The organism is Sphingomonas trueperi (genome assembly GCF_011927635.1).
Taxonomy (GTDB): domain Bacteria; phylum Pseudomonadota; class Alphaproteobacteria; order Sphingomonadales; family Sphingomonadaceae; genus Sphingomonas; species Sphingomonas trueperi.
The window spans coordinates 342,498-356,133 of sequence record NZ_JAATJB010000004.1; the positions used below are offsets into that span (position 1 = coordinate 342,498).

General features: G+C 64.2%; 13 protein-coding genes. 7 read left to right on the plus strand and 6 right to left on the minus strand.

Annotated features, from left to right (window positions below; all coding sequences use genetic code 11):
• Window positions 1-213 precede the first annotated feature (213 nt).
• The 4 genes from qatA to qatD are packed head-to-tail and all read left to right on the plus strand — an operon-like array spanning window position 214 to window position 5,163.
• Complete coding sequence (gene qatA, locus GGR89_RS09460) at window positions 214-2,172, plus strand: Qat anti-phage system ATPase QatA (RefSeq protein ID WP_125974202.1); 1,959 nt, start codon at window positions 214-216, stop codon at window positions 2,170-2,172.
• Complete coding sequence (gene qatB, locus GGR89_RS09465; RefSeq protein ID WP_125974200.1) at window positions 2,172-3,056, plus strand: Qat anti-phage system associated protein QatB; 885 nt, start codon at window positions 2,172-2,174, stop codon at window positions 3,054-3,056. The genes qatA and qatB overlap by 1 nt, the downstream gene beginning before the upstream one ends.
• Complete coding sequence (gene qatC, locus GGR89_RS09470; RefSeq protein ID WP_125974198.1) at window positions 3,053-4,402, plus strand: Qat anti-phage system QueC-like protein QatC; 1,350 nt, start codon at window positions 3,053-3,055, stop codon at window positions 4,400-4,402. The genes qatB and qatC overlap by 4 nt, the downstream gene beginning before the upstream one ends.
• A gap of 8 nt (window positions 4,403-4,410) precedes the next feature.
• Entirely contained in the window at window positions 4,411-5,163 is a 753-nt protein-coding gene (gene qatD, locus GGR89_RS09475; protein WP_125974196.1) for a Qat anti-phage system TatD family nuclease QatD, read from the plus strand.
• A gap of 51 nt (window positions 5,164-5,214) precedes the next feature.
• On the opposite strand, the gene GGR89_RS09480 is transcribed toward qatD, so the two are convergent.
• Window positions 5,215-5,760, minus strand: a complete 546-nt coding sequence (locus GGR89_RS09480; RefSeq protein WP_125974194.1) for a hypothetical protein — start codon at window positions 5,758-5,760, stop codon at window positions 5,215-5,217.
• A gap of 502 nt (window positions 5,761-6,262) precedes the next feature.
• Between GGR89_RS09480 and GGR89_RS09485 the strand changes: the two genes are divergently transcribed.
• Window positions 6,263-8,344, plus strand: a complete 2,082-nt coding sequence (locus GGR89_RS09485; RefSeq protein WP_125974192.1) for a ParB/RepB/Spo0J family partition protein — start codon at window positions 6,263-6,265, stop codon at window positions 8,342-8,344.
• 150 nt (window positions 8,345-8,494) lie between these two features.
• Here GGR89_RS09485 and arsH read toward each other — a convergent pair whose 3' ends face one another.
• From arsH to GGR89_RS09510, 5 genes are read right to left on the minus strand one after another with little or no spacing between them, the layout of a single operon-like run.
• The gene (gene arsH / locus GGR89_RS09490) at window positions 8,495-9,250 is read right to left on the minus strand and encodes an arsenical resistance protein ArsH (protein ID WP_125974190.1); all 756 of its coding nucleotides are present in this window, start codon (window positions 9,248-9,250) and stop codon (window positions 8,495-8,497) included.
• Window positions 9,247-10,320, minus strand: coding sequence for an ACR3 family arsenite efflux transporter (gene arsB, locus GGR89_RS09495; protein ID WP_125974188.1), 1,074 nt, complete (start codon window positions 10,318-10,320; stop codon window positions 9,247-9,249). The genes arsH and arsB overlap by 4 nt, the downstream gene beginning before the upstream one ends.
• A gap of 3 nt (window positions 10,321-10,323) precedes the next feature.
• Window positions 10,324-10,749 carry an arsenate reductase (glutaredoxin) gene (gene arsC / locus GGR89_RS09500; RefSeq protein ID WP_125974186.1) on the minus strand — a complete coding sequence of 142 codons (426 nt, stop codon included), beginning with the start codon at window positions 10,747-10,749 and terminating at the stop codon, window positions 10,324-10,326.
• Window positions 10,746-11,276, minus strand: a complete 531-nt coding sequence (locus tag GGR89_RS09505) for an arsenate reductase ArsC (protein ID WP_125974184.1) — start codon at window positions 11,274-11,276, stop codon at window positions 10,746-10,748. Before GGR89_RS09505 ends, arsC begins: the two co-directional genes overlap by 4 nt.
• Window positions 11,277-11,287: 11 nt before the next feature.
• Window positions 11,288-11,620, minus strand: coding sequence for an ArsR/SmtB family transcription factor (locus tag GGR89_RS09510; protein WP_125974182.1), 333 nt, complete (start codon window positions 11,618-11,620; stop codon window positions 11,288-11,290).
• Between the two features lie 465 nt (window positions 11,621-12,085).
• Between GGR89_RS09510 and GGR89_RS09515 the strand changes: the two genes are divergently transcribed.
• Window positions 12,086-12,385 carry a DUF736 domain-containing protein gene (locus GGR89_RS09515; RefSeq protein ID WP_125974179.1) on the plus strand — a complete coding sequence of 100 codons (300 nt, stop codon included), beginning with the start codon at window positions 12,086-12,088 and terminating at the stop codon, window positions 12,383-12,385.
• A 287-nt stretch (window positions 12,386-12,672) separates the two neighbouring features.
• A complete protein-coding gene (locus GGR89_RS09520; RefSeq protein WP_125974177.1) occupies window positions 12,673-13,515 on the plus strand; it encodes a DUF932 domain-containing protein in 843 nt (280 codons plus the stop codon).
• Window positions 13,516-13,636: the final 121 nt, after the last annotated feature.

The window sequence follows — 13,636 nt, forward strand, 5'->3', positions numbered from 1 at the left end:
GTCAAGGTGGAGCCTTCCACCGGCATCACATCCTCCTGAAAGTCCTTCCCGGTGAAGCAGGTCCGATAGAAGAGGAACTGCTTGGTTGCGTCTCGTTGGACTTGCCCAAGGCCGGGCAGAACATATGGCGAAGCCTATCTTCTTCCGGCAGTGTTGCGTGCGGGGGCTTCACTATTACAACCGCTGCGAGTCGCGGGGGAGGACGGGGGCGGGATGATTCTCACTGACAATGAGACAAGGGTCGACCTCCTCAACAATGAGGCGATCGCCAAGACTATCATCGAGCTGCTACGCGAAAAGCCCGAGCGCGCCGTGACGATCGGCGTTCACGGCGACTGGGGTGCGGGCAAATCCAGCATTTTGGAGATGATCGAAAACGGCCTCAGTTCGGATGAGGACGTGCTCTGCATCAAATTCAACGGATGGCGCTTTCAAGGATTCGAAGACGCCAAAATCGCGCTGATCGAGGGCATCGTCACCGGGCTTATCGAAAAACGCCCGTTGCTCACTCAAGCCGGCGTAGCCGTGAAAGACATCTTCCGGCGGATCGACTGGCTAAAGATCGCGCGGCACGGGGGCGGACTCGCTTTCACCGCATTCACTGGCATTCCCACAGCCGATCAGATCGGCGCGGTGGTCGGCACCTTGAAGGGGATCTTCTCCGATCCCTCAAAACTCGCCACGCAGGAGAATTACGACAAAGCGATCGACGGTGTGCAAGGTCTGCTGAAGCCAGGAGAGTCGAAAAATGTGCCGGAAGAGATCGAGGCATTCCGGAAAGCTTTTGACGATCTGCTCAAGCAGGCGGGTATCAAGCAACTGATCGTCCTCATCGACGATCTCGACCGCTGCCTGCCGGACACGGCGATCGAAACGCTCGAAGCCGTCCGGCTGTTCGTCTTCACCGCCCGCACCGCGTTCATCGTCGCGGCCGATGAGGCGATGATTGAATATTCGGTGCGTAAGCATTTCCCCGAACTGCCGGACACGACCGGACCCCGCGACTATGCGCGCAACTATCTCGAAAAGCTGATCCAGATTCCGTTCCGGATTCCGGCTTTGGGCGAGACCGAAACCCGTATCTACGTCACCCTGTTGCTCATCGGTGCCGAGCTGGGCGAGGACGATCCCGCTTATTCGGCGCTCATCACCGTCGCGCGTGAATTGCTCAAACGGCCTTGGCAAACAGCCGGGCTCGACGCGCAGACGGTCAAGACCGCCTTGGGCGACAAAGCCAGCAAGGTCCAGAACGCGCTCACCTTGAGCGACCAGATCGGTCCGATCCTGGCCAGCGGCACTCAGGGCAATCCGCGGCAGATCAAGCGCTTCCTGAACACCCTGCTGCTACGCCATCAGACCGCGCTCGCCCGCGGCTTCGGAGAAGAGGTGAAGCTGCCCGTTCTGGCGAAGCTTATGCTGGCCGAACGGTTCCTCTCTAGATTGTTTGACCAGATCGCCAGCGCCGCCGCCCGCGATCCGGACGGCCGCTGCGTAGATTTGGCGGCGCTTGAAGCCGCTGCGTCGGAGGAGAAGCCAGCCCCCAAGGCGAAGCGGGCCGGGCCTAAGATCAGTTCCACCGATGACGCCAAGCCGACCGCCGTGCCGGACTCTAAGGACAGCGCTATCCTGACGGAATGGAAGGCGGCCGACGCGATACGGGCCTGGGCGCGGCTGTCACCGGCCTTGGCCGAAGTCGATCTGCGCCCCTATCTGTTCGTGACCAAGGATCGAAAGGACTATTTCGGCGCGGCCTCCGTCCTCGGCCGTCTCGCCGCTGTGGTCGAGAAGCTGCTCGGCCCGAAACTCGCTGTCCAGGCGTTCGAAGGTGAACTCAAGCAACTCGTTCCGGCTGAGGCCGCGCAGGTCTTCGAGGAGCTGCGCGGCCGCGTCATGGGCGGAGACGCCTTTGATACCGTGCCGCCCGGCATCGACGGACTCGCGGTGCTGGTTCGCGCGCATCCGACGCTTCAAGCCAATCTTCTCGACCTGCTAGAAGCCTTACCGGCCGATCGGTGCGGGCCGTGGCCCGCGTCGGGTTGGGAGGGCGTCGTCAAGGATTCCGACGCCGTGGTTCGCTTCGAGAAGCTACTCCAGGGATGGTCAACCTCCGGTTCGTCCTTCTTGAAGCCGACGGCGAGCGCCGCGCTTCGCACGCGGAAAGGTGGGCGCTGATGGGCACCTCGAACGCCTATGAGGGTGCGGGCGGAGGCACGCCGCTAATTCCGAGTTGGTTGCAGGGTGACGGCGACGGCGGGTCCGGCGCGGGCGCGGGGGATGGCGACGGGGCGCTACCGTCGTCACCTGATGGAACACCCCCAGCAGTTCCTCCAGCACCAGCGCCTCGGCCCACCGCGCCAGCAGGTGCATCGGATCGGTTCACGTCGGCGCGAAACAATTTCACTCGCTTCGCAAGCTCGGGTGGCAGCGACCGTCGGAGCCTCGGTCGCGCGGTCTCGCAATATGTGTCCAAATCGGCAGGCGGTTCGCGCCAGGCCGCGCAACGTATGGGCTCATCGCGCGGCGCCGGCGCCGGGCTCGTCCGGTTCCTCAACGACGCTAGCGCCAATGGCGTTCGCGAAGCGCTGCGAACGCTTAATCTGGAAAGCCTCGCCGGGCGGCCGATCGAGGAAGTGTTCGCCGGCCTCGCCGACTATATCTGCCCCGAAGGCGGGTCGATCGACGAGGGCATCGCACGAGACGCCTTCGTAGAGACGATCGCCGACCTCGCTGGCGCGGGCATCACCGACATCGACGCTCTCACGCCGGGCCAGATTCAGACTGTCTTCGAGCTATACGCCACCCACGCGATCGAGGCCCGCATCTGCAACGACATCGGCACCAAGGTCGTGACCTTGCCCGCTGATCCGCGCGCGGCCGAGAGGGTTCAGGCGCAACTGCGTGATTTCATCCAGCGTGGTGTCAGCGACGCGATCAACGCCGCAGGGGTCAACATCCAGTCGCTGACCCCTGATGCGGTGATGGGCTTCGTGACCGACGTCTATCAATCCGCCTTCGACGTGTTGCAGACGATGGGCGACGGGGAGGCAGCGAAATGAGGCGCCATGTCATCATCGGCCGTTTCGGGCCGGACGATAAGACCCGCGTCCCGAAGGCGCGCGACGAGGTTGTATCGACCTTGCAGTTGGTGGCGGGCAAGCGTCTCGATCATGGGATCGGCCGCGCCTTGTCCGACCTTAAGGCGCTGCACCTGACCCCGAGCGAGATCGGCGCAGACATGCTCGTCGTCGCGGCCCATGTTCATGCGGCGGACACCCGCATCTCCCGCTCCACGGAATCGCAGGACGCCTGGACGCGCGAGATTCGGCTGGTCATCCCCGTTAGCGATCCGGTGCGATGGACAGCCGCCGCGCCCATCCTGGTCCGCGCCCTGAACTTTCTGACCGGCGACAGATGGGATGTGGGTTTCCGCAAACGGGCCAAGGGCTATGCGCCGCTGGTTCCCGTCGCGGCACCCACCCTTATTCCAGCCCCGTTCGATGGCGTGAGTCTGTTCTCCGGTGGCTTGGACAGCCTGATCGGCGCGATCGACAGCTTGAATGCCGGCGAGACGCCGCTTCTGGTCAGCCATGCCGGCGAAGGACTGGTGAGCAAGTCGCAGGAGCAGTGCTTCGACGGTTTGAAAACCGCTTATAAAGCATCTGCCTTCGATCGGCTGCGGGTGTGGATGAGCTTCGATAGCGGGTTTGTCGAGGATGTCGGATCGGAGGACACCACACGCGGTCGATCCTTCCTGTTCTTCTCGCTGGGTGTCGCCGCCGGCACCGCGCTCGGCCGCGCCTTCGTGCTCAAGGTTCCCGAGAACGGTCTGATCGCGCTCAACGTGCCGCTCGATCGGCTCCGGCTCGGTGCGCTCAGCACCCGAACGACGCATCCTTTCTACATGGCCCGGTGGAACGAATTGCTCGGTGCGCTTGGTGTCGAAGGGAAGGTCGAGAATCCCTATTGGGACAAGACCAAGGGGGAAATGGTCGCCGAGTGCGCCAATCCGACCCTGTTGAAGCAGCTCGCCCCGCTGTCGCTATCGTGTTCATCACCGACGAAGGGGCGTTGGACCAAGAAGCCGCAGGGGCACTGCGGTTACTGCCTGCCATGTCTCATTCGGCGGGCCTCTCTGCGAGGCAGGGATTCGACAGTTTACGGCGTGCCCGACCTGAAGACTGCCACATTAGACACCAGGCAGGCCGAAGGTCAGCAGGTTCGATCCTTCCAGATCGCGATCGCGCGGCTATCGAAGCGTCCGGAACTCGCCAAAGCCCTCATCCACAAGCCGGGGCCGCTCTATGATGATCCCACCCGCCACGATGGCCTGGCCGATGTCTATCGCCGCGGACTGGAGGAGGTTGGGCGCTTGCTGACTGGCGTTCGCGCCGCACCGTCGTAAGAGGCTCCATGCGATCGGGTCTAGTCGATTTTCATTGTCACCTCGATCTCTACCCCGACCACGCGGCCGCGGTGGAGCGTTGCGAGCGCGATGGCGTTTTCACCCTCACCGTAACCACCACGCCCAAGGCTTGGCCGCGAAACCACGAAGTGGCGTCCGCCACGCGTCATGTTCGGGCGGCTCTCGGCCTGCATCCTCAACTGGTCGCCGAACGCGCTCATGAGATCGGGCTATGGGAGGAATTGCTGCCGCGCACCCGCTATGTCGGCGAGGTCGGGCTGGACGCTGGCCCGCGGTTCTACAGGTCGTTCGAGACGCAGAAGGAGATTTTCGCTCGCGTGCTAACGCTGTGTGCGGCGGCGGGGAACAAGATCGTCACGACGCATAGCGTCCGCGCGACCAAGGCCGTCCTCGATATGATCGAGCAATACATGCCGCCCCCGCGTGGGCGCGTGGTGCTTCATTGGTTCACTGGCACCGCAGCAGAGGCCAAGAGAGCAGTCGATCTCGGCTGCTATTTTTCGGTGAACGCGGAGATGCTCGCGAATGAGAAGCGCGCGGCGATAACCAAGGCGCTCCCGTTGGATCGCGTTCTGACGGAGACTGATGGGCCATTCACTCAAACCGACGCCCGCCCGACCACGCCGAGCGATGTCTGGATCGCTGTCGAAGGTATGGCGCGTCTGCATGGAACGCCGCCCGCTGATATGTCCGCCACGATAATGCGGAATCTCAAAAGCCTGCTTGTAGAACAAGCGTAGACGCCACCCGTAGGATCGAAGCTCTATCGCGCTGGCTGGGTAGAGGTCGTCTCAGATTTCGTTGTCCTGCTCGCGCCGCAATTCTCTAATGCGCTCGATAACGGGTGAGCTGATCGTGGGGCGATTGATGTCGCGGAACAGCCGATTGACCTTGATGACACCAGAGTCCTCAAGGATCATCCGGCGAGTTTCTCTCCAATCCCGTTGGAACTGCGCGAGACGCGCTTGACGTTCGCTTTCGGGCAGGTCGCGCAGGTCTTCCACACCCATGAAAAGCGCGGTGCAATGGGCGCCCAGTTCCTCGTCTATATAGAGGACGCTGCGCGTTGTATGTTCCGCGATCGGCATGATGGCTGCGGAGATCAGCTCGTGCCGCTCGGCCGCCGACAGTTTCGTATTGTCGATCACTTCGTTCGCGATCCGGTGGCTCTCAAATAGGATATTGATAAGCGAGTCGTAAGCTTCGAGGCGCTTGCCGAAGATCGCCGCTGCGAATTGTTCTGCTCTTTGCCGTCGTCTCAATAACTCTCCCAAGATGATGCCCAGAGGAACACCCACGAGACCGATCAGTGCTCCGGTTAATTGTGACCAGTCCATAGACTTTCCCCAAGCTAATAGCCCTGACCCGGGCGCAATCCGATTCCGCCCGCTGTATTCTAATCCACCTCGCTTCAGTGCGCGGATGGTGTCTTTTTGCTGCTATCATTTTCCGGTTTGAGGGGGAAAGCTTTCCCCTGCTGGCGAGCCCCAGGCGGGTCTCGCCAGACCCCTTCTAGCGGGGACACCCCGCAACGCCCCGCTCGGCGTGTTCACGCCGAACCGTAAATCCGCCCCGGCGGATTTGGGTCTTTCCCATGCTGCGGAGATCGGGCCAGGGCTGCGCCGGCCCGATCGCGTCTGGTCGTTGCTCACTCCGTCTGTGGGGTGGGCGACGCTTCCCTTTAGGCCCGCCGCGCCGGGCCGCAACGCGCGTGCCGCGCTTACCTCCTCTGCGTTCCGGTCCTTCGGATGCTGCCCGGCTCTGCCGGCGGGCCTTCCGGTCGCTCTTTCGCCGCCCACCCCATTCCGGGGTGTGTGTGGTTTTAGAAGGAGTAGTGTGATGAACGCTGTTACCGAAACCGTTGCCGCCGAGCCTGTCTCGGGCGTCGAGATTTTCGTGCCGCTCGCCAAGCTCAAGAAGTCCCCGCGCAATGCCCGCAAGGTGCCGCATGGGGAAGCCGCTATCGAGGCGCTGGCCGCTTCGATTCAGCACAAGGGGCTGATCCAGAACCTTGTCATAGAGCCGGAGGTTAAGGAGGACGGAACGCCGACCGGCTACTACCTCGTAACCGCCGGCGAAGGCCGCAGGCTGGCGATGCTGTTGCGCGCCAAGCGCAAGCAGATCAAAAAATCGGAACCCGTGCGCTGCTGGCTCGATACGCAGAACGATCCCGGCGAGATCAGTCTGGACGAGAACGTGACCCGGACGCCGATGCACCCCGCCGATCAGTTCGAGCGGTTTGCGGAGCTTTCCAGCGACAAGGGCTGGGGAGCGCAAGAGATCGGCGCGCGGTTCGGCGTGTCGGCTTCCGTGGTGAAGCAGCGGCTTCGCCTTGGCGCTGTCTCGCCCAAGCTATTGCAGGTCTATCGCGAGGATGGCCTTACGCTGGATCAGCTTATGGCCTTCGCGATCACCGAGGATCATGCCCGGCAGGAGCAGGTGTTCGAGGGTCTGCACCACAATCGCGAGCCGTGGATCATCCGGCGCGACATGACCGCGAGCAATGTTCCGGCGACCGACCGGCGCGCGGTGTTCGTCGGGGCCGACGCCTATATCGAGGCGGGCGGCAATATCATCCGTGACCTGTTCAGCGAGGATCGGGGTGGCTTTTTCGAGGACGCTGGCTTGCTGGACATGCTCGCGACCGAGAAGCTGCGCGAGATCGCGAGCGAGGTTCAGGCCGAGGGCTGGAAATGGGCCGAAGCCCATATCGACTATCCCCACGCCCACGGGATGCGGCGCTTCTATCCGCAGACCGTCGCCCTGTCCGACGAGGACGAGGCGCGGCTGGAGGCGCTGTCCATCGAGTATGACGAGCTTGCCGAGGGCTATTCGTCCTATGACGAGATGCCCGAGGATGTGGCGGCTAAGCTGGAGGCGGTGTCCGACGAGATCGACGCCATTTCGGCCAAGCGTTACGCCTACGACGCCAATGTGATCGCGCATGGCGGGGTGTTCGTGGTGTTGAACCATGACGGCGTTCCCCGTCTCGAGCGCGGTTTCGTTCGTGCCGAGGACGAGGCGCTGGCCGACCCGCAGCCCGAGGATGAGGGCGAAGGCGAAGCCATCGACCCGCAGGCCGTCGCGGACGAGCAGGCCGACGACGGCGACGACGACGAACAGGAGATCGAGGAAGAGGACGAGGAACCGGGCAAGCCGATTTCCGACAGCCTCACCCGCGACCTGTCCGCCTACCGGACGCTGGCGCTTCGTGTTGCGCTGGCCGAGAGGCCCGATCTGGCGCTGATCGCCTTGACCCACACGCTCACGGCGCAACTGTTCTACAGCTACACCGAGGCCGGTTGTCTTGAGGTTCGTCCAACCGTGACGCCGCTGGGCAGTCATGCGGACGGGATCGAGGACATGCCGCTTGCCGCCAAGGCGAACGAGGCGCGCGAGGCGTGGGCCGAGCGGATGCCGCGTGACGTGGCCGACCTGTGGGGCTTCATCGTCGGGCTGGACGACGAGAAGCGGCTGGCGCTGCTGGCGCATTGCGCGTCCCGCACCGTCAACGCCCTGCGGCTGCCGTGGGACCGCAAGCCCCGTTCGCTGCAAACGGCGGACAGGCTGGCGAGCGCGCTGGCGCTGGACGTGGCGAAGGACTGGACGCCTACCGTGGACAGCTACCTTGGCCGCGTCACCAAGGCGCATATCGTGGAGGCCGTTACCGAAGGCGTGTCAGAGGACGCCGCCCGCCGTATCGTCGACATGAAGAAGCCGGACATGGCGCAGGCGGCCGAGCAGCTTCTGGCCGGGACCGGATGGTTGCCCGCGATCCTGCGGACCCCCGAGCCGGGGGCGGATCAGTCCGCACCCGTCGAGGCCGAGGATGGCGGCATCGTGGAGCAGCCGTCCGAAGCGGAGTCCCCCGATACCGGAGCGCAGGACGGCGAAGCGTCCTACGCCGTCGCCGCCGAATAGCGGCATTGGGCCGGGGCCGCGCGAGTGGTCCCGGCCTTCCTTCGTCGCCCCCAAAAATCGCGGCCGCGCCCCTGTCCAGGCGCGGCCGCTTTTGTCATGCAGGAAGAAATCGTCGCTCGCCGGGCACAGCCCGGCTCGCGGCGCCACGTGTTATCTCGATGTTTGTTTGGCGATGGCGATGGCCGACAGGTCGTTTGCCGGATCGATCGTTACGCCCGTCGCCTTGCGCTCGGAATAGCGATCCACAAGCTGCGCAGCGTGAGGGCGCAGCAGCACCGTGAACCGAACCAATTCCTCCATCACATCAACGATGCGGTCATAGTAGCTGGACGGCTTCATACGTCCGGCTTCGTCGAACTCCTTGTAGGCCATCGCCACGCTCGACTGGTTAGGGATTGTCACCATTCGCATCCAGCGGCCGAGCAGGCGTAGCGTGTTCACGGCGTTGAACGACTGCGAGCCGCCCGACACCTGCATGACCGCGAGCGTGCGGCCCTGCGTCGGGCGCATCCCCTTCATCTCCAGTGGCAGATGGTCGATCTGCGTTTTCATGAGTCCGGTGATCTGGCCGTGACGCTCCGGGCTGCACCACACCATGCCTTCTGACCACAGCGCATGGTCGCGCAGCTCATGGACGGCGGGATGATCGTCCCCTGTGACCTGGTCGGGCAAAGGCAGGTCGGACGGATCGAAGATGCGCGTCTCGGCGCCGAAGAACTGAAGCAGCCGCGCGGCCTCCTCGACTGCGAAGCGCGAGAAGGACCGTTCGCGGAGCGAGCCGTAGAGCAGCAGGATACGCGGCGGCGGATCGCCCGCGCCAAGGCCAAGGGCGGGCCGGTCATGGGCATAACGCGGATCGAGCGCGGGCAGATGATCCGGATCGGAAAGATGTCGGAGGCGGGTCAAGCGGTCGCGCCTTTCTCATACCAGCCGCGCGTCCGCTTCACGATCGCCACCACCGTCAGCATCACCGGCACCTCAACCAGCACGCCGACGACCGTGGCGAGCGCGGCGCCGGACTTGAGGCCGAAAAGGCTGATCGCCGCAGCAACCGCCAGCTCGAAGAAATTGGACGCACCGATCAGCGCGGCGGGCGCGGCCACGCACCACGCGACCCCGAACCGGCGGCTGAGCCAATAGGCCAGCCCGGCGTTGAAATAGACCTGCACCAGTATCGGCACGGCGATGAGCGCGATTACCAGCGGCTGCGCGATGATCGCCTCGCCCTGGAAGCCGAACAGCAACACCAGCGTCGCCAGCAGGGCGGTGAGCGACGCCGGGCCGAGACGGGTCAGCAGCCGGTCGAGCGCGACCTGGCCACCCGACGCCAGCACGCCGCGGCGCACGATCTGCGCGACGACCACCGGCACGACAATATAGAGGCCCACCGAGAGCAGCAGCGTGTCCCACGGGACCGTTATCGAGGCGACGCCGAGCAGCAGGCCGACCAGTGGCGCGAAGGCGAACACCATGATGAGGTCGTTCAGCGCCACTTGGCTCAGCGTGAAATTGGGTTCGCCGTCGCACAGGTTCGACCAGACGAACACCATCGCCGTGCAGGGCGCGGCGGCGAGCAGGATCAGGCCGGCGATATAGGATGAGGCTTCGCCCGCCGGGAGCAATGGCGCGAACAGCCAGCCCAGGAAAAGTGTGCCGAGCAGCGCCATCGAGAAGGGCTTGACCGCCCAGTTGATGAACAGGGTGACGCCGACGCCCTTCCAGTGCTGGCGGACACTCCCGAGCGCGCCGAAGTCGATCTTGAGAAGCATCGGCACGATCATCAGCCAGATCAGCACCGCGACCACGAAATTGACGCGCGCCACCTCGGCAGCGGCGATAGCGCCGAACAGCCCGGGTAGCGCGTGACCGAGCGCGATGCCGGCGACGATACAGAGCGCCACCCACAGCGTCAGATAGCGCTCGAAGAAGGAGATGCCGGGACGCGCCGCTGTGGCGTCGGCGGGAATGGTCGCCATCCTTCAGCTCACCCTTGCGCCGGTAGCATCGACGACCTGCTGCCCGTCCTCTTTGACGAAGGCGCCCTGTTGCGGCGCGGGCAGCAGGTCCAGCACGACTTCCGAAGGGCGGCTGAGCTTCACGCCCAGCGGCGAGACGACCAGCGGCCGGTTGATGAGGATCGGATGCAACATCATCGCGTCGATCAGGGTTGCGTCAGACAGTGAGGTGTCGCCCTGACCCAGTTCGGCATAAGGTGTGCCCTTCTCACGCAGCAGGTCGCGCGGCGTGATACCCGCGCGCTCGGTAAGCTGGACGAGCAATGCGCGCGAAGGCGGCGTTTTCAGGTATTCGATGACATGCGGCTCTATGCCCGCATTGCGGATCAAGGCCAGCGCGTTGCGGGAGGTGCCGCACTCCGGGTTGTGATAGATGATGATGTCGGTCATGCGGCATCACCGCGCCGGGCGGTAGAGCCTTCGGCATGGCCGATCTCGCGCAGCTTCGCGCCGAGCGCCTTGGCTTCCAGGGCTGCGATGGGCAGCGCGAGGAATAGCTTGATCCGATTTTCCAGATAGCGCAGCGCCGTCACAAAGGCGCGCTCGCGCTCGATCTCCGTTCCCTCGGCACGGCTTGGATCTTCGATACCCCAATGGGCCGTCATTGGATGGCCGGGCCACACCGGGCAGGTCTCACCCGCCGCGTCGTCGCAGACGGTGAACACGAAATCCATGTGCGGCGCATCCGGTTGAGAGAACTCCTCCCAGCTTTTGGAGCGCAGCCCTTCGGTCGGATAGTCGATGCGCTCCAGCAGCCGGAGCGCGATCGGGTTGACCGCACCCTTGGGGAGGCTGCCAGCCGAGAAGCCGCGGAAGCGGCCTTCGCCCAGCTTGTTGAGCGCGCTTTCCGCGAGGATCGAGCGCGCCGAATTTCCGGTGCATAGGAACAGGACATTGAACATGCGGTCGGCGGACATAGCGGTCTCCTTCAACAGCAGGGAGTGAGTTCAGCAACGAGCGGCACGCATAGCTCCGGCTTTCCGGCGCAGCAGTCCTTGACCAGAAACAAGGTGAGCGCGCGCAGCGTATCGAGGTCGGCGCGGTAGATGATCGACCGGCTTTGCCGTTCGGATTTCACCAATCCCGCGCGCGACAGGATGCCCAGATGCGCCGACATGGTGTTCTGCGGCACGTCGAGCTGGCGCGCGATCTCGCCGGCCGGCAGGCCGTCCGGCTCGTATCGCACAAGCAGTCGGAACGTATCGAGGCGAGTCGTCTGCGCGAGTGCGCCAAGGGCAAGGATGGTCGAATCGGTTTCCATATATCCAGAATAGCGGATATTTTCCTGGAACCATCCTCCTTTTTCATCATCTGCTACCCGCCTTGATGCGGGTCGCGGTCTTGGTGACGCCGCCTTGCTCGCGGCTCGCTCCATCAAGTCGGCATAGGACCGGCCGTTCCCACCTTACAGGGCGCCGAACCGTGGGAGGGCTGCGATCCAGTTTTGATGGCCGCGAGCATATCCCGTGTGCCCCTCGCCACGACCGCACGGCCTCTCGATTGGCTTGATCTAACCGGGGCCGGCTATGCCTTGCTCGGCCTGGCGCAACGCCGTCGCGCGGCTTTTTTCCGCCGCCTTCGGCTTTGCATCGCGAAGCAAAAAAGCCGCGCTTCGCCATCCTCCGCTGCGCTTCGGCCGCAAGCGGTGCGCGTCCGGTCATCCCCGCTTCACCGATCGCCATCGAGGCCGCGGCGGTCGTGGCCCGAGAGCGAAAGGAACTTTGACATGGCGACCATCGGCACCTTCACCCAAGCGGCCAACGGCTCCTTCACCGGAACCATCAAGACGCTCACCCTCAACGCCAAGGCCAGCCTCCGGCCGATCGACAAGGAGAGCGAGAAAGCCCCCGACTACCGTCTCGCGGTTGGCTCCGTCGAGTGCGGCGCAGGATGGAAGAAGACCAGCCGCGAGAACCGCGACTACATCTCGGTCAAGCTGGACGATCCCACTTTCCCGTCCCCGATCTACGCCACTCTGTCCGAGACCGAAACCGCCGGCGAATACGCGCTGATCTGGTCCCGCTGACCCCGACACGGCGCCCCGCTCCATTGGAGCGGGGCGCCTTCGTGTGGTTGTTAGCTGGTTATCAAAAGCGGACGGGCCAGTCGGCCCGGCATGTTGTCGGAGCTGCTTGGGGCGCTGCCCCTAGCGCCCTTCGGAGCAGCTTCCGCCCAGCTTCCTCCACGCTGCGCGTTCCGTGCAGCCGGTTCCCCGCGAAGCCGCCCACTCCGGTTGCACCCCCGGTCTCGCCGACGGGCAGGGTTTCAGCGCGGCGCTCCGCTGCGCGGAAACCCAAGCCCAAGGAGGCCAAAATGCACTACCAGCTTGCCACCCGGTTCGGCCGCAGCGCCCATCAGATCAGCGGCCGGGAGCCGCTCGACAACGAGGCGCTGTATCGGCACGTCCCTTCCATCTTCGCCCGCGAGGCGCACGACAGCCGTTCAGATCGCTATGTCTATGTCCCGACCATCGACATCGTGGAGGGGCTGCGCCGGGAAGGATGGTCGCCGTTCTTCGCGGTCCAGTCCGTTCCGCGCGACGGCAGCCGCCACGGCCACGCCAAGCATATGCTGCGCCTGCGCCGGGACGACGGCATCGGCAAGCCCGAGGCCGCCGAAGTCATCATCGTGAACAGCCATGACGGGACCAGCGCCTATCAGATGTTTGCTGGGATGCTGCGCTTCGTCTGCACCAACAGCATGATCGCGGGTGAGCGGTTTGAGGAGGTCCGCGTGCCGCACAAAGGCAATATCGAGCATGACATCATCGACGGCGTGTTCACCGTTGCCGAGGACTTCCCCCGGCTGATCGACGCCAGCGAGTCGATGAAGGCGATCCAGCTTTCGCCGGATGAGCAGTGCTTGCTTGGCGAGGTCAGCCTTGTTGCCCGCTATGGCGAGGACGAAAGCCCGGTTCGCCCCGAACAGATCATCGAGCCGCGCCGCCGCGAGGATGTGGACCGCAGCCTGTGGACCACCTTCAACGTCATTCAGGAGAATGTGGTTCGTGGCGGGTTGCAGGGCCGCAAGCGCAACGCCGAGGGCCGTATCCGTCGCGCGCAGACCCGCGCCATCAACGGCATCGATCAGAATGTGACGCTCAACCGTGCGCTCTGGACGCTAGCCGAGGGGATGCAGCGCCTCAAAGCGGCGTGACGCTAACTACCGCAGGGCCGGAGACTTGGACTGCCTGCGACGACTGGTCCGGTTGCATAGTTAGTTGATGCGCGCCTGTGATGCCAGCCTGGGCGGGAGGCGTAGCGTAGCGGAGCCGATC

What these genes read in the sequence shown, in the direction of transcription:
- qatA (WP_125974202.1), top strand. Translation starts at nt 214, where the DNA reads ATGATTCTCACTGACAATGAGACAAGGGTCGACCTCCTCAACAATGAG.
- GGR89_RS09480 (WP_125974194.1), bottom strand. Translation starts at nt 5,760, where the DNA reads ATGGACTGGTCACAATTAACCGGAGCACTGATCGGTCTCGTGGGTGTT.
- arsC (WP_125974186.1), bottom strand. Translation starts at nt 10,749, where the DNA reads ATGACCGACATCATCATCTATCACAACCCGGAGTGCGGCACCTCCCGC.
- GGR89_RS09515 (WP_125974179.1), top strand. Translation starts at nt 12,086, where the DNA reads ATGGCGACCATCGGCACCTTCACCCAAGCGGCCAACGGCTCCTTCACC.
- GGR89_RS09510 (WP_125974182.1), bottom strand. Translation starts at nt 11,620, where the DNA reads ATGGAAACCGATTCGACCATCCTTGCCCTTGGCGCACTCGCGCAGACG.
- arsB (WP_125974188.1), bottom strand. Translation starts at nt 10,320, where the DNA reads ATGGCGACCATTCCCGCCGACGCCACAGCGGCGCGTCCCGGCATCTCC.
- qatD (WP_125974196.1), top strand. Translation starts at nt 4,411, where the DNA reads ATGCGATCGGGTCTAGTCGATTTTCATTGTCACCTCGATCTCTACCCC.
- qatB (WP_125974200.1), top strand. Translation starts at nt 2,172, where the DNA reads ATGGGCACCTCGAACGCCTATGAGGGTGCGGGCGGAGGCACGCCGCTA.
- GGR89_RS09505 (WP_125974184.1), bottom strand. Translation starts at nt 11,276, where the DNA reads ATGTCCGCCGACCGCATGTTCAATGTCCTGTTCCTATGCACCGGAAAT.
- GGR89_RS09520 (WP_125974177.1), top strand. Translation starts at nt 12,673, where the DNA reads ATGCACTACCAGCTTGCCACCCGGTTCGGCCGCAGCGCCCATCAGATC.
- GGR89_RS09485 (WP_125974192.1), top strand. Translation starts at nt 6,263, where the DNA reads ATGAACGCTGTTACCGAAACCGTTGCCGCCGAGCCTGTCTCGGGCGTC.
- qatC (WP_125974198.1), top strand. Translation starts at nt 3,053, where the DNA reads ATGAGGCGCCATGTCATCATCGGCCGTTTCGGGCCGGACGATAAGACC.